Raw genomic sequence first — 26036 nt, 5'->3', positions numbered from 1 at the left:
AGGGCCCATGAACAAGTCGCAAACATCTTTCCTGGCGGGGGGCGACCCGTATCTGGCGCCGTTCTCGTCTATGACCGACGGGCAGCTGCGCGACCCCAAGCAGCTCGTGGGCCTGGCCCGCGCCATCGACCCGGAGGGCGCGCCGGAGCGCTTGGCGTCGGGCCTGTTCGTCGCTGAGTCCGTGAACGTCATCGACCGCGCCCTTAACGCCGGGTGCGTCCCCTTCGCCGTGCTCACCGATGCGCGCTGGCTCGCCGCCTCCGAAGTGCTCTTGGAAAAGGTGCACACGGCCAATCCGGCCGCCCCCGTGGCCGTGGTCTCCTCGGAGGAGATGCGCTCCATCACCGGCTACGAGGTGACCCGCGGGCCCTTGGCCGCCTTTCACCGGCCGCCCGAGCCCGACCTGGCCGCCCTGCTTACTGGCGCCCACCGCGTCGCCGTGCTGGAGGACGTCACGAACTACACCAACATCGGGGCCATCTTCCGCAGCGCCGCCGCCCTCGGCATCGATGCGGTGCTGCTCACGCCGGCCTGCCATGACCCGCTGTTTCGCCGCGCGTCGCGCGTTTCCATGGGTACGGTGTTCCAAGTGCCCTGGGCCCGCATCGGCAGCGCGCGCGATTGGGCGTGCGAGGGCGTGGCGCGCCTGCGCGACGCCGGCTTTGCCACAGCCGCCCTGGCCCTGGCCGACGACGCGCTTTCCATCGCCGATACGCGCCTGAAGGCGACCGACAAGCTGGCCCTCGTACTGGGCACGGAAGGCGACGGCCTGGCCGCCTCCACCATCGCCGCCTGCGACTGGACCGTGCGCATCCCCATGCACCACGGGGTCGATTCCCTGAACGTCGCCGCCGCCAGCGCCGTCGCCTTCTGGGAAACCCGCCGGGAAGGCTAGCGTCGCGCAGCCACATCCCGTAGCTGGGAAGACTAGCGTCGCGCAGCCTCATCCCGTAGGGGCTGACCTTGGTCAGCCCTCATCAGGCAAGGTTATCCCTCTTGTGAGGGGCGACTGAGGTAGCCCCCTACGGATGGAGCGGAAGCTCGGCCCCCTACGAGCCGGTCGGAAGTCCCATGGCGTTCGCGATCGCCATCGTCACGCCCACGGCTATCACGCCCACGACAACCAGCGCGATGCCCAAGATTCGCAAACGAGCTCCCTGCAGAAGGCGAAGCCTCGGAGCCGCCCGACGTAAAACGCGGACGTCGGTCAAAATGAAAAGAAAGCCCGTGAAGAACGGAATACCGAACGTCCAATACTGAAAGGCGAGCAGCCAGAACGGCCAGGTGGCGTAACGTTCGTCGGGCGTGAACGGCATTGCGATGAGAACTGCCATGAACAGCAGCCACACCACCAAGAGGGCGACATCGACCACGAGCCCTGCCGTCTCACCGGAGGAGAGCGTCGAGAAAGCACGCCTTACCCGAGAAACGACTACGCCATGCGGTCTGTCATCGATCGGAGCTGCGGCACTCACCGCCGTCGCGGCCCAATCCGCAGGGGAAACCCGACCCGCGCCGGCGACCTGGGTCACAACGACACCCCGGTCTGCAGGAGAAGCCCCGGCTGGGGCGAGCGCCGCGAGGAACGCCGCCTTCAGGTCGCGCACCGTCTGGAAGCGGGCCGCCGGATCAAAGGCGCAGGCGCGCTGGAGCACGGGGCGCAGCGCGAAAGGCACTTCCGGCCCCGCGAATCCCGCCGCAGCCACCGACGGCGACGGATCGCGCTCGGCCAGCAGGTAGTAGAGCAGCATTCCCAGCGCGTACACGTCGCTGCGCTCGTCGGTCTGCCCGTAGCCGAACTGCTCGGGCGGCGCGTAGCAGCGCGTGCCGAAATGAGCCGTGTCCCCGTCGGCCCCCTCGCGAAAGACCCGGGCGATACCGAAGTCGATGATCGTAAGGCCCGCATCGCTCACCACGATATTGGTGGGCTTCAAATCGCGATGGATCAACGGCGGCGAGAACTGCTCGTGCAGCTCCATCACCCCGTCGCACAGGAGCGGGAACCACTGCGCCGCCAGGGCGAGCGATCCGTCGCGCTCGTACACCTCGTCCCGCAGCGTGCGCCCTTGGATGTATTCCATGACCACCACCAGCTCGTCGCCGGTGGTATGGACGTCGTAGATGCGCGGCAGATGCCGGAAACGCCGCCCGGCGCGCTGCGCTCGGAACAAGTGGCCGTAGGCATCCCCCATGGCCGCATCAACCGCGATGCGCTTGCGGACGAACGGCCCGAGCTCCGCCGCATTGGCCCCCACGAAGTACACCACTTCGGTCGTCTCGTGGGGCACCGTCTTCAACACCTCATCGACGCGATAGCAATCATCGCGGGCAAGGGCGGCGAGGTATGCGGCAAGCGGGTCGTTTTCCATAGATGCCATGGTACCAAAGTTAGCTGATGGTCGCCTCGTCGAACCGGTAAAGCTCCTCCTCGGTTTTCTGCAGCGTGTAGCCATGGCTGATGGCGAAGATGACGATGGCATCCCGCCGATTCTTGCAGTACAGCTCGTTGGCGCCTCCCGCCTGCAGAAGGCGGTTCGCCTCGCGCAGCGTGCATCCCATGGCGAAGGCGATCTTCAGCAAGTTGTCCCGGGAGGCGCGGCGGGCGCCGGTGAATATCTGGTAGCCGAAGGTCTCGTTGATGCCCGCCTCGCGCACCACGGCCGCACGCTTCAGACCCTTCTCCGCCAGAAGCGCGTTCAGGTACTCCGCCAGACTACGCTCGCCCACCTCGCGCCGCTTGATGAACGCCCGCGGATCCGGCGCATCCAAGAGCTCGGCCAGCATGTCCTCTGTCAGCGGTTCCTCCACGCGCTTCTTTCTCCTTCGACCCATATCACGAAGCCCCTATTGTAGCGCCCCGAGCGCCCGCCTTCGAAGACGGGCGCCCGAGACATGCGCCATCGGGCACGCTAGCTCAGCGAGAACGTCTGCTCGGCGATGAGCTCGTCGCTGAAGCTGAAAAGCTCTTCCACCTCGACGGTAAGATCGCTCATGTCGGCGAGCTCGTAAGCCGACTCGTAAGTGATGGAGGAGCCAGGCTTCACCTCGTTCATCGACTTGCCGGACTCCTCGGCATCGGCGACCACAGCCAGCTCGAGCTCGGTTCCGTTCTGGAAAGCTTTGGCGTGAACCGCCACTGCGGGGCTGGTCGCCTCGTCGGAGTTGTTCGTGAAGGTGTAGGTCACCACGGCAGCTGGATTTCCCCGATAGTCCTCGGTCACGCGGCAGTCGTCGATGGTGACGCCGTAAGCGGCCTGCGTCGCCTCGCTCTGCTCGGCCGCCTGGGGCTCGGCCGCAGATCCGGAATCTCCGGCCGCTACGCCTTGCGCCGTCGCCGTATCAAGCCCGCTCTCCTCCATGGCCTGGTCGAGGGCGGCGCTGAAGGCGCTCTGCATCACGAGCACAAGGATGAAGGCGATCACAGACAGCACGAGGCCGGCGACGCCTAAGCCCTTACCGCTCTTTTTCCCTTTCGAAACGCCCACCAACCCGACGATGGCGAAGACGATGCCGAGGATGGCCAAAAGGAAGGAGAGGTTGTTGATGATCGGCAGAATCGAAGTGACCAGTGCCACGATTCCCAATACGAGAGAAGCCACGGCCATGGCCGAGCGAGGTTGCGTTTCCATAGATGATTCCCTTCTTCTAAACGCGCTATTCCTAACGGACAAGGAAGAAGGGTATCCGTTCTCGTTAACCGTTTCATTAGCTGCCAGCTAAGGCAACGGCAATTTTTCCCTAGCTCAGATCGACCTTGGCGCGCACGAGGTAGGCGGACAGGGCGACGCCGCCCGCGGCCACGGCAAGGTTCACCACCGTCTGCATGACGGACACCGTGCCGAGCATGAACGATGCCGTGCCCGTGTCGCCCATCATGGCCAGCACGCCAACGATAGAGAACAGAAGAGAGATCACCCAGCCAATTCCCACATACAGCGCCACGGCCGCGGCCACCTTATGCCGCCGCGCCCACCATGCGCCCAGCGTCAGCGAGAGGAACGCCAGCCCCACGGTGTAGGCGGCGGACACGAGCGCGTTCGCCACGCCTATGACCGACGAGGCCACACCACCGCTGCCCGTCAGCGCCGACCAACCGCCCAAAAGCGACAGCACCACCGACACCATGTCCCCATCGCCGTCGGAGATCGCGAGCACGGCCAATGAGGCGAGCGCGCAGGCCGCAAGCGTAAACACCGCCGCCAGCAGGAAGGCGGCGCAGAATTTCGCCGTCACCAGCGCGCCCGTGCGCACCGGCAGCGTGAGCGTGAGATAGCCCTCGTCGGTGAACATCGTGCGATAGAAGCGCATGGCGATGAACACGTAGACCGCCACGAGGCTGGCCCACACGAGAAAGGCGCAGAACAGCGCCGCCATCACGAGCACCACGGTCAGGTTGGAAGCGGCCGACGCCTCGTTGACATAACGGGAGGCGAATCCCGCCGCGCGGCTCACGGCGTCGGTGGCCTCGATGCAGCCGATGCCCACCACGCCAGCGACGACCATAATGGCCAGCATGATGGCCGCAGGCTTCACAAGCGCCCGCATTTCCTGGGCGAAGAGCTTTCCTAGCATCGGAACTCCTCTCGGAAGAACGCGTCCAGCGTCGTGCCCTTCCCCTGGGTCACGTAGGCCACGGGCGCGTGCAGAAGCATCTGGCCATAGCGCAGCAGGATGAAGTCGTCCAGAAACGCCTCCACGTCGCGCACGAGGTGGGTGGAAAGGATGATGGACGACTGCGGCCGATAGGCGCGAATAACCGTTTGCAGGATGTAATCGCGGGCCGCCGGATCCACGCCGCCGATGGGCTCGTCCAAAAGATACAGCGCCGCGTGACGGGCCATGACGAGCGTGAGCTGCACCTTCTCAACGGTGCCCTTGGAAAGCGCCGCGCACGGGGCGCCCTCGGAAACGCCGAGCCGAGCAAGCATGTCCCGGGCCAAGGCGGCGTCGAAGTCCTCGTAGAAGTCGGCGAAGAAGGCGATCATCTCGCGCACGCGCATGGAACGGGAGAAGTAGAGCCGCTCGGGCAGGTAGGAGACGAGCGCCTTCGATTCCGGGCCCACCTCATAGCCCGCCACGCGAATGTCGCCCGCCGTCGGATGGGCCACGCCGGCGATCATCTTCAGCAGCGTGGTCTTGCCCGAGCCGTTCGGGCCGAGCAGCCCTACGATGCGGCCGGCGGCCAAGCTGACAGTAAAGCGGTCGAGCGCCACCGTGGCGCCATAGCGCTTAGTGAGGTCGCGGCACTCGAGCAAGGGCGGCGGCGCGACTTCGGGGACAAAGGCATCCACGGGAAGCCTCCTCATCGTTCGGAATCACTGGCTCCATCCTAGCACGGACGCCAACGGCCAAGCGGGAACCCCATCGAATGAGCGAATCGCTCCCGCCGCATAGGCGCATGGACCTTCCCACCGCATGGACGCATGGACGAATCAGTCATGCAGCGCGTTTCCGAAGGCATCGACAATGCACCCTCTTGTTTTGAGAAAGAATTTCGAGTTGTTAGAGTTCGCGCGCAGAAAACCAGCCGCTCCAAATCAGCAATTCAGGCAAAACCGCCATCAAAATGGCGAGATCGCCCTCTCATTCGCTCGACTAAGTCTAACAACTCGAAATTCTTGCCAAAAAGAGGGAGGCGCTTTGCTCCAAAAGCGAAAACCCTGGAAGCGCGCCGTCCCGCCCCCGTTAAACCCGCTCGAAGGCCCAGAGGTTGGCACATTGGGCGAGCACGCGCTGAACGTCCCAGGTGCGGGCGCTGTTGGCGGGGCTGTTGGGGTCGTGGATGACCAGCTCGCCGTTGTCGGCCACGCCGGCCACCACGAGAAAGTGTCCCGTGTCCGTGAAGTCGCCGGGGCGCACGCTGCAGATGACGGGATGCCCCTCAGCGAGCTCCGCCGCAAGACGCCCCGCGTCCGCCGGCACCTCATGGGAGGAAAGACCCAGCTCGGCCGCGCCGTCGGTCATGAGGCGCCAGGCGGTGAGTCCCCCTTCCACGTAGCCTTCGGCCTCGCTGAAGGCGGCCATGGCGGCGGGATCCTTGTCGGTCTTCCCCGTCAGCGCGATGTAGACCATGGCCAGGCTCGTCGGCCCGCAGCCGGCCTCCCGCACCGTGGTACCGGCATAGGGCGCATCGCGGTACTGGGGATCGGTCTGGTAGAGGAAGGGCAGATGGCCGCCGCGCCACTCGTCACGCGGGGTGCTGGCAGGATCGTCCGCCTCGTCCGCGCCCGCGGCGGCCGGAGCGGTATCCGCCGTGGGCGAGGCGATGCCCGGTCCCGTAAGCCCCAGCCCTTCGACGTACAGGTTCGCCATTTGGAAGATAGCGACCAGCACGAAAATGGAGAGCGCCGCCACGCTCAGCACCGACCACAGATGCCAGCGCCGTCGCCCAATGCGGCGGCCACGCGCGGCGCGGCCCGTGCGGGCCAGACCGCCCAGCATGGCCCTCACCACGCCCGGCACGGCAGCCGAAGCCGCGAACGCCCGCGCCGACCCGCGAGACGGCCGCCGCTGCGGCGATGCACCCTGGGCGGTTTTCGAACCCGCGCTACGAGCCGACCGACTCCCCGCGCCCTGCGGCCGCGCCCAAGCGTCCCGCCCGTAGGGATTGGGGGCAACCCTCGAAGCACCCGAAGAGCCCGAAGCGCCCGCCCTTCCGGCGCAGCTTAAGGGCGCGTCCCCTTCGTACAAGTTTCCCTCGTCGAAACGGTAGGCAGCAGTGTCCATAAATCTCTCCTTACGTTGCACCTCCACCTTACCGACGAGCCGGCTTACGCGTCCCATAGCGAAATCTGACATTTCCGGCAGGGCACCTTAACTTTTCCTGAAGCTGTCACGGGATGGCACGCCTGTTGGCAAAACCCGGGGCGAATCGCGTACAATAGCCCTTATGGAAAAACGCGCGCACATACTGGTGGTGGACGACGAGCAGGCCATTGCCGATCTGGTTGTCAACCTGCTCGTGGCCGAGGGCATGGACGCGCTGGCCTGCTACAGCGGACAGGCGGCCTTGGACATGCTCGCCCGCACGCCGTTCGACCTGGCCATCGTGGATATCATGATGCCGGGCATCGACGGCTTCGAACTCTGCGTTCGCATGCGCCAGATGCGGGACATTCCCGTCATCTTCCTCTCGGCGAAAGACGAGGAGGCCGACCAAGTCGTCGGCTTCACCCTGGGCGCCGAGGACTACGTCACCAAGCCCTTCCGGCCCCGCGAATTGGTGGCCCGCGTGAAAGCGCGCCTACGCCGACGCCAAGCAGCGCCCCAGGCTTCCTCGACCCTGCTTTCCGCCGGCGCCATCGAGGTGGACTTGCGCACACATCTAGCCACGCTCCACGGCGAGCCTTTGCACCTCACCCCCAAGGAGTTCGCCATTCTGGCGATTCTGGCCCAGTCGGTCGGCTCACCGGTCTCGGCGGCCGATCTGTTCGAAGGGGCCTGGCACGAGCGCTTCGACGACGCGGCGGCCAACACGGTCATGGTGCACATCCGCCGCCTGCGCAAGAAGCTCGCCGATATCGACGCTTCCACGACGTTCATCGAAACCGCCTGGGGCGTCGGCTACAAGCTGCGCGGCGCGCCCGGCGACACCGGCCATGGCGCTTAAAAGCGAGCAGGCCCGCGTCCTGCGCCGGCGCGTGCTCGGCGGCCTCATTCGCAACCTGCTGCTGTTCAGCGGGGCCTTCGCCCTGGCTTGCTTGGTCATCGAGACCTTCATGGTGCCTTCGATCGCGAACTGGGTAGCCGACTCAACCTCGTCCTGGCGCACCCTGAACTCCTCCGAGCAGTTCCAGCAGATCCTCACCGACCAGGGACTGCTCGACGATGCCAACCTCTTCGACCTCTGGGTCAACGAGGCCGTCGAGAGCGGCTACTCCAACGATGCGGGCACTATCGCCGAGGTTCAAGGCGAAGTGAACGAGATGGAAGACGCCCTGGCGGAGTATGCAAGCATGATGGCCGACTCGCCCGAGAACGCCGAGGCGGCCGCGGCCTACGCCAAGGAACGGGCTGAGAAGCTCGGGGCGGATGTGGCCGTCGCCTCGGGCACCAACGCCGCGGCCATCGGCGACACGAGCACCTTCATCGATGACGTGGCGCCCCTCGATGCCGAGACCGACGGCGCCCCGGACGACAAGACCCTCTGGGCCGTTCCCCTCCTTCCCTATCAGACCATTCTGACGGCCGAGGGCATTTTCACCGACGAGGCGAGCGCCGCCCATGCCATGGCGGCGCTGCGCGTATCAGCATCCCTGCAGGAGCTGGGGCTTTCCCTGCCCGAGGCCCAAACGTTCATGCCGCCGGAGACCACGGTGGACGTGGCCACGCGGATTCTCGTCAGCGCCGCCGTCCTGGGCTACGATCAGCCAACGTTAAACGACCTTCTGCAAAGCGCCTTTCGCCAATCCCAGGAGCAGGCCTACAGCGCCTGGCTCGACCTGACCTCCGCCGAGGAGGCGCGGGCGCTGGGCGTCTCCGACGAGAACCCGGTCTGGCAAATCCAGTACGGCGAGGACGGCGTCTACCGCATGCGCGACGTGGCCACCTACACGTTCGTCAAGTCGTTCAAGCTCCCGCTGGCTCTACTCGTCTTCGTGGCCGGCTGGCTCGTCATCATCCTGCGGGCCCTGAACCGGTCGCTGCGCTACTTCGACGAGCTGTCCGGGGCCGTGGGCCGCTTGCTCGCCGACAAGGACGCCCCCATCGAGCTGCCGGCCGATCTGTCCATCGCCCGCAACGAGCTGGCGGTTATCCGCTCGCAGTCGCTGGCCGACGAGCGCGCCGCCCACGCCGCCGAGCAGCGCAAGAACGAGCTGGTGGCTTACTTGGCCCACGACATCCGCACGCCGCTCACCTCGGTGCTCGGTTACCTAGACCTGCTGCGCGAGACAACCGATCTGCCCCGTGAAACCCTGCGCAAGTACGCCGACATCGCCTATTCGAAGGCCGAGCGCCTCGAAAGCCTCATCAACGAGTTCTTCGAGATCACCCGCTACAACCTGTCAGCCATTCCCATCGAGCGGGAGACTGTGGGAGTGCGCCTGTTCTGCCAGCAGGTGGCCGAGGCGTTCTTCCCCGAGGCCGCCGCCCGCAACATCCGCATCACCGTGGACGCCGCCGGCGCCGGCCAGTTCTTCATCGACCCGGACAAGCTCGCCCGGGCGCTGGGCAACGTGCTGCGCAACGCCGTGGCCTACGCCGACGCGAACTCCGTCATCGCCATCGCCGCGCGCCAGGACGCCCGCACGACCACCATCACCGTAGCCAACCGCGGACGCGAGATATCCGACGCCCATCTGGAGACCATCTTCGAGAAGTTCTACCGCGAAGACGGGGCGCGCTCGTCGAAGAAGGGCGGTGCGGGGCTGGGGCTCGCCATTGCCAGGGAAATCGTCGTGGCGCACCACGGCGACATCGAGGCGGCAAGCGAGCGCGGCGTCACCGTGTTCACCCTGCGCATTCCCACCCAGGGGGAGGAGATTGAAGGAGCAGCCGCCGCGCCGCGCATCCCGGGCGCGCCCGAGGGCCTCCAGCGGCCGGTTGCGCCCGTGCCGCCCCGCACCGCGCGGCCGGCGGGCGTGCGGGCAATTTCCACGCCGCCTTCCGCGACGACGCGCCGCGGGGCCTCCGCCCGTCCGAATCCGCAGCACCCCGTCGGCGAACGGACGCACGCGCCGCGCCAAGGTACCTCTCCGTTAAATCCTCGTAACGCTCGCCATGGACAGGTTCCCGCGCGTAAGACGGTACGCGATAATGATGCGACACCCCGGCGGCGCGGCCTGTCCCGCTAGCTTCAAAACCAAAGCGAGCGTCAGCCCGAAGCGCCGTTTTCCTACTCAGCGAACACCCAAGGAGGCACCATTGAACCCCATCCGCATCGGCATTCTCGGCTATGGCAATCTCGGCCGCGGCATTGAACTGGCCGTCGCCGCCAACGACGATATGGAACTGGTGGGCGTGTTCACCCGCCGCGACCCGGCCACCGTGCATCCGCTCGGCGAGAACGTCGCCGTCTGGCCCGCCACGGAGCTGGCCGCCCATACCGACGACATCGACGTGCTCATGCTCGCCGGCGGCTCCGCCACCGACCTGCCCGAGCAGACCCCGGCAGCCGCTGCGCTCTACAACGTGGTCGACTCCTTCGACACCCATGCCAACATCCCGGCGCACTTCGCCGCCGTCGATGCGGTGGCCCGCGAGACGGGGCACGTGGCCGTCATCTCGGTGGGCTGGGATCCGGGCATGTTCTCGGTCTCGCGCGTTTACGCCAACGCCATCATGCCCAACGGCGCCGACTACACCTTCTGGGGCCGCGGCGTCTCCCAGGGGCACTCCGACGCCATCCGCCGCATCCCCGGCGTGGCCGACGCCCGCCAGTACACGGTGCCCGTGCCCGAGGCGCTGGAGGCCGTGCGCTCCGGTGCCAACCCGGAGCTGACCACGCGTCAGAAGCACACCCGCGAGTGCTTCGTCGTGGCCGAAGAGGGTGCCGATACGGCTGCCATCGAAGAGGCCATCGTCACGATGCCGAACTACTTCGCCGACTACGACACCACGGTCACCTTCATTTCTCAGGAAGAGCTCGACCGCGATCACGCCGGCATTCCCCACGGCGGCTCGGTCATCCGCACTGGCACCACGGGTGCCGCCGGCGAGAACACCCACGTGATCGAGTACTCGCTGAAGCTCGATTCCAACCCGGAGTTCACCGGCAGCGTGCTCGTCGCCTGCGCCCGCGCCTGCTGGCGCATGGCCTGCGCGGGCGAGACGGGCTGTCGCACCATCTTCGACATCGCGCCTGCGCTGCTCTCGCCCATGACCCCCGAGGAGCTCCGCGCGAAGATGCTGTAAGGCCGCGCGCCCAACAGCGCCAGCGAACACGCGCGCTCATTAACAAGCGGACCGCCCACCGGGTGGTCCGCTTTTTCATCGCCCGAGACAACTTGCCCCTCAATTTGGGGGCATATTTTCGAGTTGTTAGACTTCTACGCCCTGCAAGACAAAAGAAAAGGACTCAATACGAGTCCTTTTCCTGCCTTCCGGCCCCTTCTCGGTCTGTCTTTCCACCCTGGTTCCCCAAACCGCCCCCGACCATGTCTAACAACTCGAAATTTTGCACCCAGAACGGCACAGAGATTGTCCCAGGCTGAGCAAGACGCGGCAGAGGTGGCTAGAACTTCGCGAAGCGCTCCTGGCGTTGGCGGACCAGCTCGTCGGGAGAAAGATCGGCCAGCTCCTTGTAGGCGCCACGCACGTAATCGCGCACAGCAGCGACGGCCTCTTCCGGGTTCTCGTGGGCCGGGCCCTCCCCTTCCGAAATGACCGCATCGATGATGCCGCATTCCAGCACCGAGGCGGCGTCCATCCGCATGGCCTCGGCGGCCTCGGGCGCGCGGGTGCGATCCTTCCACAGGATGGAGGCGAAGCCCTCCGGCGAGAGCACCGAGTACACCGCATGCTCCTGCATGGCCACGCGGTTGCCCACGGCCAGCGCCAAGGCGCCCCCGCTTCCGCCCTCGCCCAGAAGCACGCTCACCACCGGAACGGTAAGGCCCGCCATGGCCACCAGATTGTCGGCGATGGCGTTGCCCTGGCCGCGCTCCTCGGCCTCGGTGCCGCAGAAGGCGCCCTGGGTGTCAACCAAACAGAGAATCGGCCGGCCGAACTTCTCCGCCTCGCGCATGAGGCGCAGCGACTTGCGGTAGCCCTCGGGCTGGGGGCATCCGAAATTGCGGGCCACGCGGTCGGCCAAGTTCACGCCCTTCTCCTGGGCAATGACCGTCACGGGATGCCCCGAGATCCACCCGATGCCGGCGAGGATGGCCCCGTCGTCGGCGAAGGCGCGGTCGCCGTGCAGCTCGATGAAGCCCTCCACGATGCCGTCGAGGTAGCGTCGGGCCGTGGGACGGCGCACGTTGCGGGCGATCTGCACGGACTCCCAGGCGCTGCCCGAAGCGGCCTCGCAGCTCACCCCGGACTTGCGGGCCTCGCGCCGGGCATGGCGCTCCAGCTCGCGGCGGGACGCCTCCTCGGCTTCCTCGGGGGTTTCCGGGCGCCCGATGAGCTCGCCCACCACCGGCACCGACTCGGCCAGGCTGCGCCACAGCCCCGCGGCCTCCTCGTCGCGGATGCGCTCGCCAACGGCTCGGGCCTCGGGCGCCACGTCCACCGAGCCGTAGGCGTCCGCGCCCACCGACAGCGCGTCCATGACGCTGTGGTAGGTGACGATGCGCCCCGGGTCGTCGGCCGGGGCGTGCAGGGCCAGAAGCTGGGCCAGCACGCTGCGCATCTGGGAGCGCTCCACGATGGCGTCGACAAGCCCGTGCTCGAGCGCGAACTCCGCCGTCTGGAAGCCCTCGGGCAGCTCCTGCTTGATGGTGTCGCGGATGACCCGCTGGCCGGCGAACCCGATGAGCGCGCCGGGCTCGGCCAAGACGATATCGCCCTGCATGGCGAACGACGCCGTCACGCCGCCGGTCGTGGGGTCGGTGAGCACGGTGATGAAGGGCAGACGGGCCGCCCCCAAACGCTCCACGGCGCAGGACACTTTCGCCATCTGCATGAGCGAGATGAGGCCCTCCTGCATGCGGGCGCCGCCGGAGGCGCAGAACACGACGACGGGCAGCCGCTCGGCGATGGCGCGATCGATCATCGCGGCCACCTTCTCGCCCACCACGTGTCCCATGGAGCCCATGAAGAAGCCGGACTCCATGACCCCTACGGCCAAAGGCAGCCCCGCGATGGTCGCGCGTCCCGTGCGCACCGCTTCCTCAAGGCCACTCTTCTCGCGCTGATCGGCGATCTTCTCCGGGTAGCCCGGGAAGTCCAGCGGGTTGGAGTCGGGCATGACCGCGTTCCACTCCTCGAACGAGCCGGCGTCCACCGTGGCGGCCAGGCGCTCGTCGGAGCGCAGGCGCTGCAGGGTGCCGCAAGCCGGGCAATAGCCGCCGAGCTCGATGATCTCCTCCTTGTCGAAGAAGAGCTTGCACTTGTGGCAGCGGCGCCAATGGGTGGGGCCCTCGTCGTCGTCCGCCACCCGAGCCGGCTCGTTTTCCCAGGGCGCCTCGGAGGGCGACGCCGCACCGAGCGCGGGCGCGACGCCGGCGGGCAAAAGCTCCACCCAACCGGTGCGCAGAGTGCCCTCGGTGGCCGGGGCGAACACGCGCAGGCCGCGCTTGGCGGCGTGACGCAGGAAATAGGCGTCCTCCGCGAGCGACGCCTTGGCGCTGTCGAGGAAGATGAGCGAGGCACCGCAGGCCTTGGCCGCCGAGAGCACTGTGTAGATGTTGGCGGAAAGCGTGTCGGCGTCCACGTCGGCCGTGGTGCTGCCCAGGTTGTAGGTGGGCAGCATGCGCCGGGCGAAGCCGTCCAGCGAGCGGTTGTCCACCGTGGCGAAGACCACATCGAGGCCCGCCTGCTCCATGGGCACCACGAAGGCCCGGGCGTTCTTGGCCGAGGCGATGACGAGGGCCCGGGGCTTCTCGGCGGTTCGCGCCGCATCGACGGCGAAGTCGTCGCCGATGGTGGATCGAACGTGCTCGGAGACGTCGGCCACCTTCTCCTCCGGGTCGCGATGGGACGCGCCGGCACGGACACCCACCAGGGCCGCCGCCGTGTCCGGCAGGGTGCCGGCCGCTTCCACGATGGCGTCCAGGGCGTAGGAGATCGCCGATTTCAGCGAGCCGTCCTCGGTCGCCTCGGGGGCCGCAGAGCCGTCCTCAAGCTCGGAGACGAAGTTCCCCGCCGTGTCGAAGCTGATGTACTTGGAAGCCGCTTTGGCCATAGTTACTCCTTGGGTGCGAGCACGTACTTCTGGGTGGCCGTGGCGCAGATCTCGCCGTCCACGGACGCCTCCACCTCGGCCACCACGAGGCGGCGCGACGACTTCACGATGGTCGCGCGCAGCGTCACGGTGTCGCCCGGGGCCACCTGACGGCGGAACTTCGCCGCGTCTATGCCGGTGAGAAAGCCGATGCAGCCGCGCAGCTCGGGCGATTGCAGCACCGCGATGGAAGCGCATTGGGCGAGCGCCTCCATGATGATGACGCCGGGCAGCACCGGATGGTCGGGGAAGTGCCCGCGGAAGATATCCAGATCAGCCGGTACGTCCAGCTCGCCTTCGATGGAAGCGCCGGGCTCGATGGCCACAATGCGGCTCACCCACACGAACGGATCGCGATGGGGCAGAATCCCCTCGATGACCTCGCGCCCCCAGGGCAGCGGCGCCATCGCGTTCTCCTCAGTCATACGTTTCTCCTTGCAACAATCTTTCGATCCTCATCTCGCCTTCCGTAGGGGCCGACCTTGGTCGGCCCTCGTTCGCGAGGACGTCGGCGCTTCACGTCAGCCCCATCGGGCTCCGATCCCAGGGCCGACCAAGGTCGGCCCCTACGGGGATCAACCCACCGAGAAGGCCCCTCGCGGAGCGACCTAGCCGCGATACGGCGAGAAGGCCAAAGCGGCGTTGTGGCCGCCGAAGCCCAGCGAGGTCGACAGGGCCACCTTCTGCGGGTAGTCGGTCATAGCCTCGGTGACCACGGCCACGGGGCAGTCCTCGGCGGCCTCGGCGAAGCCGGCCGTGGGGGGCACCGCGTCGCGGGCCACGGACAGGGCGCACACGATGGCCTCCACCGCGCCGGCGGCGCCGAGCATGTGGCCCGTGGTGCCCTTCACGGAGGTGACCGGCACCGAAGCAGCCGCTTCCACACCGCCCATGAGGTTCGCGAGCGCCTTGGACTCGGTGGCGTCGTTGGCCGGCGTGCCCGTGCCGTGGGCGTTCAGGTGCCCCAAATCGGCCGGGGTGAAGCCGCCCTCGGCCAGAGCGGCGGCCATGGCGGCGGTGATGGCGGTGGCCTCCGGGTCGGGCGCGGTCATGTGATAGGCGTCGCCCGTGCTGCCGAAGCCGATGATCTCGGCGATGGGCGCAGCCCCGCGGGCGAGCGCGCTTTCCAACGACTCGATGACCAGGGCCCCCGCCCCCTCGCCGGCCACGAAACCGCCGCGGCGGGCGTCGAAGGGCAGCGAGGCCTCTTTGGGATCCTCGGCGCGGGTAAGGGCCGACAAATTCGTGAAGCCGGCGATGCAGATGGGGCTCACGGACTCCTCCGTGCCGCCCACGAGCGCCGCGTCGATGTAGCCGTGGCGGATGTCGCGCAGCGCCGTGCCGATGCAATGGGCGCCGGTGGCGCAGGCGGTCACCACGTTCAGGCACTCGCCGCGCATGCCGTAGCGGATGGCCAGGTTGCCCGCGGCGATGTTCCCGATCATTGTGGGAATGAACAGGGGGTTCACGCGCTTGGGGCCCTTCTCCTCCAAGGTGGCGAAGCTCTTCTGCAGCTCGTCGATGCCGCCGATGCCGGTGCCGAACACCACGGCGATGCGATCGCGGTTCTCGTCGGTCACTTCCAAGCCGGACTGGGCCAGCGCCTCGTCGGCCGCCACGATGGCGTACTGCACGAAGCGCTCGAAGCGGCGCGCCTCCTTCTTGGTCAGGCCGTGCTCGGTGCCATCGAAGTCGCGCACCTCGCCGGCGATGTGCACCTCGTACTCGCTCGTATCGAAGCGCTCGATGGGCGCGATGCAGCAGCCGCGCTCCATGAGCGTCTCCCACAGCGCCTCGGCGCCCACACCGGCCGGCGTCACCGCGCCCACGCCGGTGATGACGACGCGATGGGTGCCGTCGGGCCGCCGGGTCTGGATGCTCTCGTTCTCGCTCATAAAGACATTCCTCCGTCCACGCAGATGACCTGACCGGTAATATAGGACGCCTCGTCCGAGGCGAGGAAGCGCACCAAATGCGCGATGTCGTCCGGCTCGCCCAAGCGCCCGCTGCCGATGCGGCTCACGATGGCCTCGCGCTGGGCATCGGAAAGCGCGTCGGTCATGTCAGTGGCAATGAAGCCGGGCGCCACGGCGTTGGCCGTGATGTTGCGGCGCGCAAGCTCGCGGGCGAGCGACTTCGTGAGCCCGATGACGCCGGCCTTGGAGGCGGCGTAGTTCACCTGGCCCGCGTTGCCGTACACGCCCACCACGCTGGACATGTTCACGATGCGACCCCAACGCTGCTTCATCATCAGCTTCGCGGCGGCGCGGCAGCAATGGAAGGTGCCCTTCAGGTTGATGTCGATGACGGCGTCGAAGTCGTCGTCGGACATGCGGGCGGCCAGGCCGTCGCGAGTGATGCCGGCGTTGTTCACGAGCACGTCCACCCGCCCGTTGGCCTCGGCCGCAGCGGCGATAAGCGCGTTGGCCTCCTCTTCTATGGCCACGTTGGCGGCCACGGCCAAGGTTTCCACGCCGAACTCTTCGGCGATCTCGGCGGCTACCGCCTCGGCGGCGGGCAGGCTGCGCTCAGAAGAGCTGTTCACCACCACGTTCATGCCGGCGGCCGCCAGCTCGCGGGCCACGGCGCGTCCGATGCCGCGGGTGGAGCCGGTCACCACGGCGCAACGGCGATTCTCTGATTCGGTCACATCTATTCCTTTCCGAATTCCTCGACGAAGGCGTCGAAGGAGGGGCGATCCTGAATGGCAGCTCGGGGCGCGCTGCGGTCGATGCGCTTCACGAGATTGGCGAGCACGCCGCCGAAGCCCACTTCCGCGAACATCTTCGCGCCGACCGCCTGAAGCTTTGCCACGCTGGCCTCGAACTGCACGGGCGACACCAAGTGCGCCACCAGCTCCTCGCGAGCGCCGGCGACGTCAAGCGGCGCGGCGTGCACGTTGCCGATGACCGGCACCACCGGCTCGCGGAACTCCACCTTCGCCAGGTAGTCGGCGAAGGGCGCCTGCGCCGGCGCCATGAGCGGGCTGTGGAAGGCACCGGACGTGGCCAAGCGCGAGAAGCGGCCCTTGCTCGCGGCCCACGCCTCCTCGGCGCGGGTCACCGCCGCCGGCGTGCCGGCGATGACGATCTGGCCGCCGCCGTTCAGGTTCGCGGGCACGAGCACCTCGTCCTCGGCGCACTGAGCGCACAGTGCCTCGGCCTCGGGCAGCGTGATCTTCAGAAGCGCGCTCATAACGCCGGGATTCGCGTCGGCCGCCTCCCCCATGAGGCGCGACCTTTCAGCGATGAGCGCGAAGGCGTCCTCCTCGGCGAGCATGCCGCCGAGCACCATGGCGGAAATCTGCCCGAGAGAGAACCCGAGCAGCGCGTCCGGCTCGATGCCGCGCGCCTCAAGCGACCGCCCCATGCCGACCGACAGCGCCGCGATGGCGATCTGGGCGTTGCGCGTGTCGTTCAGCTCTTCGGGCGACGCGTCGCGCACCAGCGCTGCCACGTCGCGGCCGAGCACGTCCGAGGCGCAAGCGAACACGTTCGCCACCTCGGGGATGTCCAACAGATCGGCGCCCATGCCGGGCTTCTGGGAGCCCTGGCCCGAGGCCATGAACACCAGGCCAGCCGGGCCCAAAGGCGCCAAGGGGGTCTCATCAAGCATGGCGGCCTCCTTACACGCGCGCCCGGCGGCTGTTCAGCTCGGCCAACTCGCCCAATGAGCGGCCGGCCAGGGCCTCGGCCTCGCGCACCATATCGGCAATGACGCCGGCCGCCGTGCCGCGCTCGGTCACCAGCGCAGCCACCTGGCCCGCCATGACCGAGCCGTTTTCCACGTCTCCCGCCACGGCCCGGGCGAGCGAGCCGGCGTACATGCCCTCCAGCTCTTCCCCGGAGGTGGCGGCCATCTCGATCTTGCGGCATTCGCGGGCGAACTTGTTCTTCAGGCCGCGCACGGGATGCCCCGTGCCGCGCCCGGTGACGATGGTGTCGGAGTCCTTCGCCTTCAGCACCTTCTCCTTCCACGCCTCGTGCACGCCGCATTCCTCCACGGTGAGGAAGCGCGTGCCGCACTGCACGCCCTCGGCGCCCAGCGCGAAGGCGGCGAGCATCCCCCGGCCGTCCACGATGCCGCCGGCGGCGATGACGGGAATGGAAACCGCCGCACACACCGACGGCACAAGGGCCATGGTGGTCAGCTCGCCGATATGTCCGCCAGCCTCGGTGCCCTCGGCCACCACGGCATCGGCGCCGAGGCGCTCCATGCGGGCCGCCAGCGCCGAGGAGGCCACCACGGGCACCACCTTCACGCCCGCTTCCTTCCACATCTTCATATAGTTGGCGGGACTGCCGGCGCCGGTGGTCACCACTTCCACGCCCAGCTCGCACACGAGCTCGGCCACCTCGCTCGCGCGCGGATCCATGAGCATGACATTGATGCCGATGGGCTTGCTCGTAAGGGCGCGGGCGCGGGCCACCTGCTCGCGAATCCATTCGGGCCGGGCGCCCCCGCAGGCGATGATGCCCAAGCCGCCGGCTTCGCTTACGGCGCCGGCCAGCCCTCCGTCGGCGATGCGGGCCATGGCCCCTTGCACGACGGGATATTCAATGCCCAAAAGCTCTGTGATACGGGTCTTCATGAAAGCAGCTCGTCCTCTCTTTCGCTGCGGCAACACGCGCCTTGAGATAAACTATCTGAGAAATCTTAAGGAATTCGCCCCAAAAACTGACCGCGCGTTTAAAATCTTCACCAAACATCTCATCGTTGAGCAGAAAACTTGGCGATATGGGGCATCATAGAGCAGGTTGAGGCATCACTTACGGAAAGGAACGGCTTTGGGCAGCGTCATCATCGGATCGGGCAGAGCGCTGCCCGCGCGCATCGTCACCAACGACGAGCTCTCGGAAATCGTAGACACCACCGACGAGTGGATCGTCCCGCGCACGGGCATTCACACCCGCCATGTCGCCATCGAGGAGACCTGCACCGATCTGGGCGCCCAAGCCGCGCTGCGAGCGCTGGGGCTTGAGGAAGGCGGTTGGCAGCGCGAGGCGGGAGCGATCGAAGCTGCCAGCCTGGACATGATAATCTGCCCGACGCTCACCGCCGACACCCACTTCCCCTCCGAGGCCGCCCGCATCCGCGAGCGCATCGGTGCCACAAACGCCGTGTGCTACGACATGTCCTGCGCCTGCTCCGGCTGCGTCTACGGGCTTTCCACCGCTGACCTCATCATGGCCGGCGCCGCCTTCGCGCGCCAGGAAGCCGCCCGCACCGGGACGCCTCTGCGCTGCAACGACGTGCGCCGCGTACTCGTGGTGGCCGCCGAGCGCCTGAGCAAGCTCGTCGACTGGGAAGAGCGCGCCACGTGCATCCTGTTCGGCGACGGCGCCGGGGCCGTGGTGCTGGAATGGCGCGACGAGGCGGAGACCGGTGCTGCCGGCGCCGATGGCGCTGCCGGAGCCGCCGGAGCTGCCGGAGCCGCCGGAGCCGATGCGCCCGGCATCCTCTCCTCGTACATGGAAAACACCGACGACGTCGACCGCACCCTCTGGTGCGACAGCGCCTTCGCCTCCCGCGAGGTGCCCTTCGCCGCCGACGGCACGACCGCTGCTGCCGGCACCTCCGCCACCGCTGCCCCGCGCCTCGCCGCTGCCGATGCGGAAAGCGACCCCTATATGCGCATGGCCGGCCAGGCGGTGTTCAAGTTCGCCACCTCCGCCATGATGCGCTGCACCGAGGAGGCGCTTACCCGCGCCGGGCTGACCACCGACGACGTCACCTTGTTCACACCGCACCAGGCCAACGAGCGCATCATCCGCTACGCCGCCAAGAAAATGGACCTGCCCATGGAGCGCTTCCAGGTGATCATCGACCACGTCGGCAACGTCAGCGGCGCGAGCGCCCTCATCGCCCTGAACGAGGCGCTTTGCGAGGGCAAGCTGCAGCCGGGAGACATCGCCTGCATGACCGCCTTCGGCGGCGGCCTCACCGCCGGCTCCTGCGTCATCCGCATTTAGCCCGCAACCCCAGCAACTAAGGCTCAGTAGGCCGCGAGAAGGCGGAGGGGTGCCGCGCGCAGTTCTTTCTATGGCATAACGAAATGTCGGCAGCTCCCGACGAACCCTGCCATAGAAAGCTGTTTGAGCACGGCGCCCCTCCGCCTTCTCGCGGCCGGACAGGTTAATCGATGCTTTAGGAGGCAGCCGCAATGCGGTCGGCGGCTTCTTGCACCTTCGCGTCGATGCGGGCCTTCTCATCCCCTTCGGCCAGTACCGGCTGGTAGGTGTTGCGGTCGGTCTCCGTGGAAACCGAGGCGGCGATGAAATCCACGTCGTCGTTCTTGGCCACCTCGTCACCGGTCACCGTGAACGTTTGCTGGAAGATGAGGCAATCTTTGTCGTCGGGGTTGGTGTTACCGCCGAAGCAGAAGTTGCCGAGGCTGTAGACAATGTAGCGGCCCTGATACACCTCCCAGCCCTGCACCACGTGCGGGTGCGAGCCCACCACTACATCGGCCCCCGCATCAATAGCGGCGCGCCCGGCGGTCTGCTGCCCCTCGGTGATGTCGTACTCGTGCTCCTGGCCCCAGTGCACGTACACGATCACGAGCTGGGCGCCCTCGGCGCGGGCCGCGGCGATGTTGTCGGTCATCTCCTTGGTGTTCTCGGCGCTGTCCTCGGGGAAGTACGACCCGATGAGCGCCACCTTCACGCCCTTCACATCCAGATACGCGATGCGGTCGTAGCCGAAGCTTTGCACCCCCTCGGCGTCCAGCGCGGCAATGGTGTCGTCGTAGCCCGTCTGGCCGTAGTCCTGGGAGTGGTTGTTGGCCAGCGTCGCCGCCTCTACCGAGGCGCTGGAGAGGATCTTGGCGTACTCCGGCTTGCCGCGGAAGGCGAACTTCTTGTCGGCCCGCTCGCCGCCCTCGGTCAGCGCACCCTCCATGTTCACCACGGTAAGGTCGTCGGAGCCGAACAGGTCGGCGACGTTGCGCAAGAAGTAGGTGGCATCGCCCTCCTCGGCCTGCCAGCGGCTGTTGAAGGACCGCTCGTTCTCGTAGTTGATGTCGGTACCGAGCGTGCAGTCGCCGGCGAAGGTGACGGTCAGCGTCACGGGCTCGGAAGACGCCTTGTCCCCGCCGGCCGTCTCTCCGCCGTCAGAGGCAGCCGGAGCTGCCGGCGTGTCAGTTGGCGCCGGAGTCGTCGACGCCGAAGCTTCGACGGCCGAGTCCCGACCCTCGGAGGCACCGGCACGGCCAGCGAGCAAGAGCCCAATAGCCGCAAGTTCGACAACAATAACAACAACGAGAAGGATCTTCAGCGGAGTCGGACAGGTCGGTTTCGCGTACATGTAATGCCTTTTCTAGAACCCTTAGAACACTAAGAGGCAAACGATCACAACAAGAAGAACGACGATCAGGGGAACGGCGATCTTGACGAACATCGGCACCCCGGAGCCGCCCTGGGTGCCGCCGTAGTTGGCCCGGCCGCTCATGACGCCGGCGAATCCGACGTCGGAGGCGCTCGAGCCGCGCGGACGACGCGCGGGCGCCGGAGCGCCGGGAGCCCCCTCGGCGGGCGCGACGAAGCCCTGCCCAGCCCGGGAATGCCAGGTGCGGTTGTCCATGACATCGATCATCGGGTCGTGGCGGTCGCGGTCGTCGCGGGAGTAGGCGGAAATCTGGTGGCTCTCGTTGAAGGTGCGCGAGTCGATACTGCCCCGGCCGTCGATGACCTCGCGGTTGAGCGCGCGGCCCCGCCGAGCTTCCGACAGGGCATCGCGAGAGGCGCGGGCGCGCTCGTAGCTTTCCATGGAGGAGCGGGTGAGGTCGTAGCTTTCCTGGGAGGACAAAGGCGGCACCACGCGCGTTCGGCGCTGGCCGGCGCGCTGGGCCGGGGTTGCGGGTGCGGGACGCTGCTGGGCGGCGCGACGAGCCTCCTGCTCGCGCTGCTGGGCCGCAAGGGCCTCGCGCCGGGCCGCGCGATCGGCATCGCGCTGGGCGGCGCTGGCCGTATAGGCGCGGGACGCCTGCTGGGAGCGCAGGCGCGCGTCACGGGCGCGCATCTCGTCTTGGGTCGCGTAGGACTGCAAAATGCTCTCTCGCGAGGGGCGCGTGGTGATCTTGCCCCGCGAGCCCTGGGGTCCCCGTCCGGCCGGAGCCGGCGCATCGGGTCGCTCGGGGCTGCGGCCGTAGGCATCCCCTCGGGGGTCTTGGTTCATTCCCATGGATGATCAACCTCGTGTTCGTTTCCGTCGTGCGTTTCGCGTGTTCGTTTGGTGGCAGCACGCCGGCCGCCAAAGCAGCTTGCGTGCGGTTGTGTCCATCGAAATACAGGTGGGCTCATTATAGGCAAAATATCGCCTTGCGACCTCCCCTCTTCGCGAAAAGCCCTCAGACCTCAACAATCGGCAGCGGCGAAAACCTCAACACGTGCAGCAAGGGGCGACCAACATCGCCCCCTACGGGAGCCAAACGGCAGCGGCCCCCACAACTTCTGCGCAACCCGCGCCGTTTCCGCTTGCATGCCGTCAACAATGGCGACGGGATGGAAACGGGCGTATTTCAAGGCGGCTTCTTTCTTCCGAACAAGTTCTCTTACGCATACGCGATTCCAACAATGCCCAGTTCAGAGCCTATTTGTGACCTGGACACCCTAAGATAGGCACTGTCAAGTTCCATTCTTGGCCCTTACCGCACGAGAGGGTTCGCCTCGCAAAGAAGAAGCCCGTCCGCGACTCCGTCGATAGGCCTCGTGAAAGGAAGAAGCGTCATGAAGGCATCGAAACTCATAGCCGCCGTTGTTTCCGGCGCCGCCGCGCTCGCCCTGGTCGGCGGCATCGCCTACGCCATGGAGCCCGATCATGATCCGGCGACCCTGCCCATGCCCGAGGCGGCCCAGGACACGTCCATCGTCAAGCAGGTGGCCTCCATCATCGTCTACGAGGATCAGGAAGAGGCGGTGGCCATGGCCTCCGAGTTCGACGACATCCACGACGAGCTGGCCATGGACGCGGTTTCCAGCCGCGCCTCCCTGTCCGCCAAGCACAGCGCGAGCCACGATGCCACAGCCAAGACCGCCGCGAGCGCTGCCGGCGAGACACCCGAAGGCTCCGACGATTCCATCGACGTGGAGGCCGTCGACGTGACCGAGCCCCTCGAGACCATCTCCCCCGAAGGCGATGAAATGGTAGCGGACTCCATCGACGTGAACGGGGACATCGTCACCTACGTCCCCTCCTACGAAAGCGCCTCGGCTCCCGCCTCCGGTGCGGGACTGTGGATGGGCTCCGATAGCACCACCGATGGCAGCTGGGGCTACTTCATCGGTCACAACCCCGGCGACTTCACCTGCGTCATGACCCTGAAGAACGGGGATCCCGTCACCGTGTGCGACTCCGATAGGAACACGCGCACCTACTCCGTCGTCGACGAGTTCATCGTGCCCGACGACACCTACTGGGAGGACATCCAGTCCCGCGTGACCGACTACGGCGAGTCGATCATTCTGCAGACATGCTGCGGGGACAACGCCCATTACCGTGTGGTCATCGCCGCCTAGCGACGAGCGCGCGACCCGCCCCCCCCTCTTTCGAGCCGCCCGGTCATACCGATCGGGCGGCTCTTTGCCGGCAGGTTGCGCTACCCTAGGGAATCACTGCGGAATGCACCCTCGAGAAAGGACCCTCATGGCACGCCTCGGCGTTATCGACCTCGGCTCCAATTCGGTTCGCCTGGTCGTTTACGAGACCAAGCGGGAAGATGCCGCCAAGCCCTTCCGCACGTTGGTCGACGAGAAGAAGATGGCCGGCCTTGCCGCCTACGTGACCGACGGGGCCCTCTCCAGCGCGGGCATCGCACGAGCCGTAACCGTGCTGGGCGACCTGCTGAAGCTGGCCGACAACCTCAACTGCGCGCGCGTCGATATCTTCGCCACCGCCGTGCTGCGCAACTGCGCGAATTCCGAAGCGGCGACTGCGGCCATCGAGACAGCCATCAACCATAGGGTGCGCGTGCTCTCCGCCCGCGAGGAGGCCCACCTCGGGTTCGTCGGCGCCTCCATCGGCACACCCCTTGCAGCAGGCACGCTCATCGATGTCGGCGGCGGCTCGACGGAGCTGACGGCCCTTGCGGCCGATGGCGACCATGCGGGGATCTCGATACCTTTCGGCTGCGTGCTCGCCTACGCGAACTACGTGCGCTGCGTCATTCCCACCCCGGCCGAATGCCGCACCATCGCCGACGCGTTCCGCAAAGAACTCCAGGCGCTACCGAATTTGGAGGGGTACCGAAGCGAGCGGCTCTACGGCATCGGCGGATCGGTGCGCGCCCTCGCGAAGATGGTCGCCGCCGTGTGGGGCGACGACACTCGGCCCAAGAGCATCAGCCGCAAGGACATGGAAGGGCTCGCCGATCTCCTTCAGGGCGACGTCTCCGTTTTCGCCCATCGCGCCGTGAAAGCCGCCCCCGACCGCGTTCACAGCCTCGTTCCCGGCATGATCATCGTGCGCACACTCGCAGAGGAGCTGGGCGCCGCCGAAGTTATCCCCTGCAAATACGGCATCCGCGAGGGCTACCTCGTCACCCACATGCTTTAGGGCCCCGCCGGTTTACCCTGTGGAGCCGGTCAACCTCGCTTGCCTCACATCCCGTAGGGGCTGACCTTGGTCAGCCCTCCCAACCGGAATGATGCCCCCTACGGATCGCACTTGCAGGGCTCTACAACAGCTCGGCGGCCAAGCGCCGGGCCTTCTCCATCACTTCGCGCTCCAGATCGGCAATGGCCGGCGGCGTCCAGCTGACGGCGTCGGCCCCGGCCGCAATGGTGGCGCGGATGGCGTCGTCGGTCGGGCCGCCCGTGGCGATGATCGGCAGGTCGGGATATTCCCGGCGCAAAGCCTCCACCACCTGGGGCGTGCGCGAGCCGGCGGCCACGTTCACGATGGAGGCGCCAGCCGCAATCTGGCGGCGCACCACGTCATCGGCGGCGCAGGCCGTCACGCACACGGGCACGGCCACCTTCTCCACGAGCGCCGAGATGGACTCCACGGGAATGGACGTGTTCACCACGACGGCGGCCACGCCGGACATCTCGGAGTGCAGGGCCGCCTCCACGCAGCGCTCGCCCTGGGTGATGGAGCCGCCGACCCCGTTGAACACCGGGCGCTGGGACGCGGCCACGAGCGCCTGGGTGATGGCCGGCTGGCAGGTGAAGGGGTACACCGCGAGCACCGCATCGGCGTCACAGTGGCAGATGACGGCCAGATCCGTCGAGAACACGAGCGAGCGGATCTTGCGTCCCTGAATGGCGATGCCGGGGGCCGTACGCATGACCTCGGGCACGGAAAGCACGCTCTCGTGGGCCCGCGCCCGCTCCGCATGTTCTCTCTTGATGACCTTGGTCACAGCCGTACTCCTCGCCCTTGCCGCCTTCGGCGCCGCACCGACGCCTTCTTTTTGGAACGCCCAGTATAGCAAGAGGGGCGCCCGCGCTACCGCTGAAGTCGCCCCCTGCGCCATCTTTCCGCTTCCGAGGCGGCAAGGCGCCTTCAGTGGGGTACGCTTCTGCCGACGAAACCCTGCGGCGCGCAGGCCTTAAGCCCCGGCGCCGCCCACGGAAGGAGTGCCCTATGAACGTCGTATGCCTCGATTTGGAAGGCGTGCTGGTTCCCGAAATCTGGATCGCCTTCGCCGAGGAAGCCGGCATCCCCGAGCTTAAGCGCACCACCCGCGACGAGCCCGACTACGACAAACTCATGAAGTGGCGCCTCGACATTCTGGCCGAGCATGGGCTGGGCCTGCCCGACGTGCAGGCGGTCATCGCCAAGATCGACCCCATGCCCGGCGCCCGCGCGTTTTTGGACGAGCTGCGCAGCCTCACCCAGGTCATCATCATCTCCGACACTTTCGAACAGTTCGCCAAGCCCCTCATGGAGAAGCTCGGCTGGCCGACGCTGTTCTGCAACGAGCTGGTGGTAGCCGCAGATGGCGCCATCACCGACTTCACGATGCGCTGCCCCGAAAGTAAGCTCACCACGGTGCGCGCGCTGCACTCCTGCGGCATCGAAACCATCGCCGCCGGCGACTCTCATAACGACCTGGGCATGATCCTGGATTCGAAGGCCGGCTTTCTGTTCCGCACCACCGATGCCATCAAGGCCGAGTACCCGGAGCTGCCGGCCCTGGAAACCTACGACGAGCTGCTGGCCGCCATCAAGGCCGCCCTATAGTTAGTTCCGTTCGCCCTAACGAGACGAA

At 67.1% G+C, this 26036-nt stretch carries 23 protein-coding genes; 8 read left to right on the top strand and 15 right to left on the bottom strand.

Going from position 1 to position 26036, the window contains the following annotated elements:
- Positions 1–7 precede the first annotated feature (7 nt).
- On the top strand, positions 8–895 hold the full coding sequence (locus ACW4QM_RS00650; RefSeq protein ID WP_114539273.1) for a TrmH family RNA methyltransferase: 888 nt from the start codon (positions 8–10) through the stop codon (positions 893–895).
- A 154-nt stretch (positions 896–1049) separates the two neighbouring features.
- On the opposite strand, the gene ACW4QM_RS00645 is transcribed toward ACW4QM_RS00650, so the two are convergent.
- The 6 genes from ACW4QM_RS00645 to ACW4QM_RS00620 all read right to left on the bottom strand — a co-directional run bounded on the left by ACW4QM_RS00645 (position 1050) and on the right by ACW4QM_RS00620 (position 6726).
- Positions 1050–2378, bottom strand: a complete 1329-nt coding sequence (locus ACW4QM_RS00645) for a serine/threonine protein kinase (protein ID WP_161127751.1) — start codon at positions 2376–2378, stop codon at positions 1050–1052.
- Between the two features lie 10 nt (positions 2379–2388).
- On the bottom strand, positions 2389–2808 hold the full coding sequence (locus ACW4QM_RS00640) for a helix-turn-helix domain-containing protein (protein ID WP_161127752.1): 420 nt from the start codon (positions 2806–2808) through the stop codon (positions 2389–2391).
- Between the two features lie 101 nt (positions 2809–2909).
- Positions 2910–3629: a DUF5067 domain-containing protein gene (locus ACW4QM_RS00635; RefSeq protein WP_157012597.1), complete on the bottom strand. Its 720-nt coding sequence runs from the start codon at positions 3627–3629 to the stop codon at positions 2910–2912.
- A 109-nt stretch (positions 3630–3738) separates the two neighbouring features.
- The gene (locus ACW4QM_RS00630) at positions 3739–4572 is read right to left on the bottom strand and encodes a hypothetical protein (protein WP_157012598.1); all 834 of its coding nucleotides are present in this window, start codon (positions 4570–4572) and stop codon (positions 3739–3741) included.
- Positions 4566–5291, bottom strand: coding sequence for an ABC transporter ATP-binding protein (locus ACW4QM_RS00625; RefSeq protein ID WP_455798092.1), 726 nt, complete (start codon positions 5289–5291; stop codon positions 4566–4568). Before ACW4QM_RS00625 ends, ACW4QM_RS00630 begins: the two co-directional genes overlap by 7 nt.
- 394 nt (positions 5292–5685) lie before the next feature.
- Complete coding sequence (locus tag ACW4QM_RS00620) at positions 5686–6726, bottom strand: C39 family peptidase (RefSeq protein WP_452041071.1); 1041 nt, start codon at positions 6724–6726, stop codon at positions 5686–5688.
- A gap of 163 nt (positions 6727–6889) precedes the next feature.
- Here ACW4QM_RS00620 and ACW4QM_RS00615 point away from each other — a divergent pair, with 163 nt between their 5' ends.
- The 3 genes from ACW4QM_RS00615 to ACW4QM_RS00605 all read left to right on the top strand — a co-directional run bounded on the left by ACW4QM_RS00615 (position 6890) and on the right by ACW4QM_RS00605 (position 10854).
- Positions 6890–7609, top strand: a complete 720-nt coding sequence (locus tag ACW4QM_RS00615; protein ID WP_041714355.1) for a response regulator transcription factor — start codon at positions 6890–6892, stop codon at positions 7607–7609.
- Positions 7599–9794 (top strand): sensor histidine kinase, encoded by a 2196-nt coding sequence (locus ACW4QM_RS00610; RefSeq protein WP_455798091.1) that lies wholly within the window; start codon positions 7599–7601, stop codon positions 9792–9794. The genes ACW4QM_RS00615 and ACW4QM_RS00610 overlap by 11 nt, the downstream gene beginning before the upstream one ends.
- A gap of 70 nt (positions 9795–9864) precedes the next feature.
- Positions 9865–10854: a diaminopimelate dehydrogenase gene (locus ACW4QM_RS00605; protein ID WP_161127754.1), complete on the top strand. Its 990-nt coding sequence runs from the start codon at positions 9865–9867 to the stop codon at positions 10852–10854.
- A gap of 319 nt (positions 10855–11173) precedes the next feature.
- Here the strand turns inward: ACW4QM_RS00605 and ACW4QM_RS00600 are convergent, their stop codons facing one another.
- From ACW4QM_RS00600 to ACW4QM_RS00575, 6 genes are all read right to left on the bottom strand, one after another.
- On the bottom strand, positions 11174–13786 hold the full coding sequence (locus ACW4QM_RS00600; protein ID WP_237974313.1) for an acetyl-CoA carboxylase carboxyltransferase subunit alpha: 2613 nt from the start codon (positions 13784–13786) through the stop codon (positions 11174–11176).
- Positions 13787–13788: 2 nt separating this feature from the next.
- A complete protein-coding gene (gene fabZ / locus ACW4QM_RS00595) occupies positions 13789–14250 on the bottom strand; it encodes a 3-hydroxyacyl-ACP dehydratase FabZ (protein ID WP_237418844.1) in 462 nt (153 codons plus the stop codon).
- A gap of 183 nt (positions 14251–14433) precedes the next feature.
- Entirely contained in the window at positions 14434–15720 is a 1287-nt protein-coding gene (gene fabF, locus ACW4QM_RS00590) for a beta-ketoacyl-ACP synthase II (RefSeq protein ID WP_161127755.1), read from the bottom strand.
- Positions 15717–16475, bottom strand: coding sequence for a 3-oxoacyl-[acyl-carrier-protein] reductase (gene fabG / locus ACW4QM_RS00585; RefSeq protein ID WP_114548700.1), 759 nt, complete (start codon positions 16473–16475; stop codon positions 15717–15719). Before fabG ends, fabF begins: the two co-directional genes overlap by 4 nt.
- A 2-nt stretch (positions 16476–16477) precedes the next feature.
- Positions 16478–17440, bottom strand: coding sequence for an ACP S-malonyltransferase (locus ACW4QM_RS00580; RefSeq protein WP_161127756.1), 963 nt, complete (start codon positions 17438–17440; stop codon positions 16478–16480).
- A 10-nt stretch (positions 17441–17450) separates the two neighbouring features.
- Complete coding sequence (locus ACW4QM_RS00575) at positions 17451–18416, bottom strand: nitronate monooxygenase (RefSeq protein ID WP_157012603.1); 966 nt, start codon at positions 18414–18416, stop codon at positions 17451–17453.
- 196 nt (positions 18417–18612) lie between these two features.
- Between ACW4QM_RS00575 and ACW4QM_RS00570 the strand changes: the two genes are divergently transcribed.
- A complete protein-coding gene (locus ACW4QM_RS00570; protein WP_157012604.1) occupies positions 18613–19797 on the top strand; it encodes a beta-ketoacyl-ACP synthase 3 in 1185 nt (394 codons plus the stop codon).
- A 175-nt stretch (positions 19798–19972) separates the two neighbouring features.
- Here the strand turns inward: ACW4QM_RS00570 and ACW4QM_RS00565 are convergent, their stop codons facing one another.
- Positions 19973–21130 carry a CapA family protein gene (locus ACW4QM_RS00565; RefSeq protein ID WP_114548696.1) on the bottom strand — a complete coding sequence of 386 codons (1158 nt, stop codon included), beginning with the start codon at positions 21128–21130 and terminating at the stop codon, positions 19973–19975.
- Between the two features lie 21 nt (positions 21131–21151).
- Positions 21152–22006 (bottom strand): hypothetical protein, encoded by an 855-nt coding sequence (locus ACW4QM_RS00560; protein ID WP_147270647.1) that lies wholly within the window; start codon positions 22004–22006, stop codon positions 21152–21154.
- Between the two features lie 545 nt (positions 22007–22551).
- On the opposite strand from ACW4QM_RS00560, the gene ACW4QM_RS00555 reads away from it, so the two are divergent.
- Complete coding sequence (locus ACW4QM_RS00555) at positions 22552–23340, top strand: sortase domain-containing protein (protein WP_114548694.1); 789 nt, start codon at positions 22552–22554, stop codon at positions 23338–23340.
- Between the two features lie 127 nt (positions 23341–23467).
- On the top strand, positions 23468–24376 hold the full coding sequence (locus ACW4QM_RS00550) for a Ppx/GppA phosphatase family protein (protein ID WP_181815527.1): 909 nt from the start codon (positions 23468–23470) through the stop codon (positions 24374–24376).
- A gap of 121 nt (positions 24377–24497) precedes the next feature.
- On the opposite strand, the gene ACW4QM_RS00545 is transcribed toward ACW4QM_RS00550, so the two are convergent.
- Entirely contained in the window at positions 24498–25184 is a 687-nt protein-coding gene (locus ACW4QM_RS00545) for a beta/alpha barrel domain-containing protein (RefSeq protein ID WP_231699511.1), read from the bottom strand.
- 224 nt (positions 25185–25408) lie between these two features.
- Here ACW4QM_RS00545 and thrH point away from each other — a divergent pair, with 224 nt between their 5' ends.
- The gene (thrH, locus tag ACW4QM_RS00540; RefSeq protein WP_114548692.1) at positions 25409–26008 is read left to right on the top strand and encodes a bifunctional phosphoserine phosphatase/homoserine phosphotransferase ThrH; all 600 of its coding nucleotides are present in this window, start codon (positions 25409–25411) and stop codon (positions 26006–26008) included.
- The last annotated feature ends 28 nt before the right edge of the window (positions 26009–26036 follow it).

The organism is Adlercreutzia sp. CNCM I-6207 (assembly GCF_977072305.1).
The sequence above is the reverse complement of the archived record's forward strand: the minus strand, read 5'-3'. Positions and strand labels throughout refer to the sequence as shown.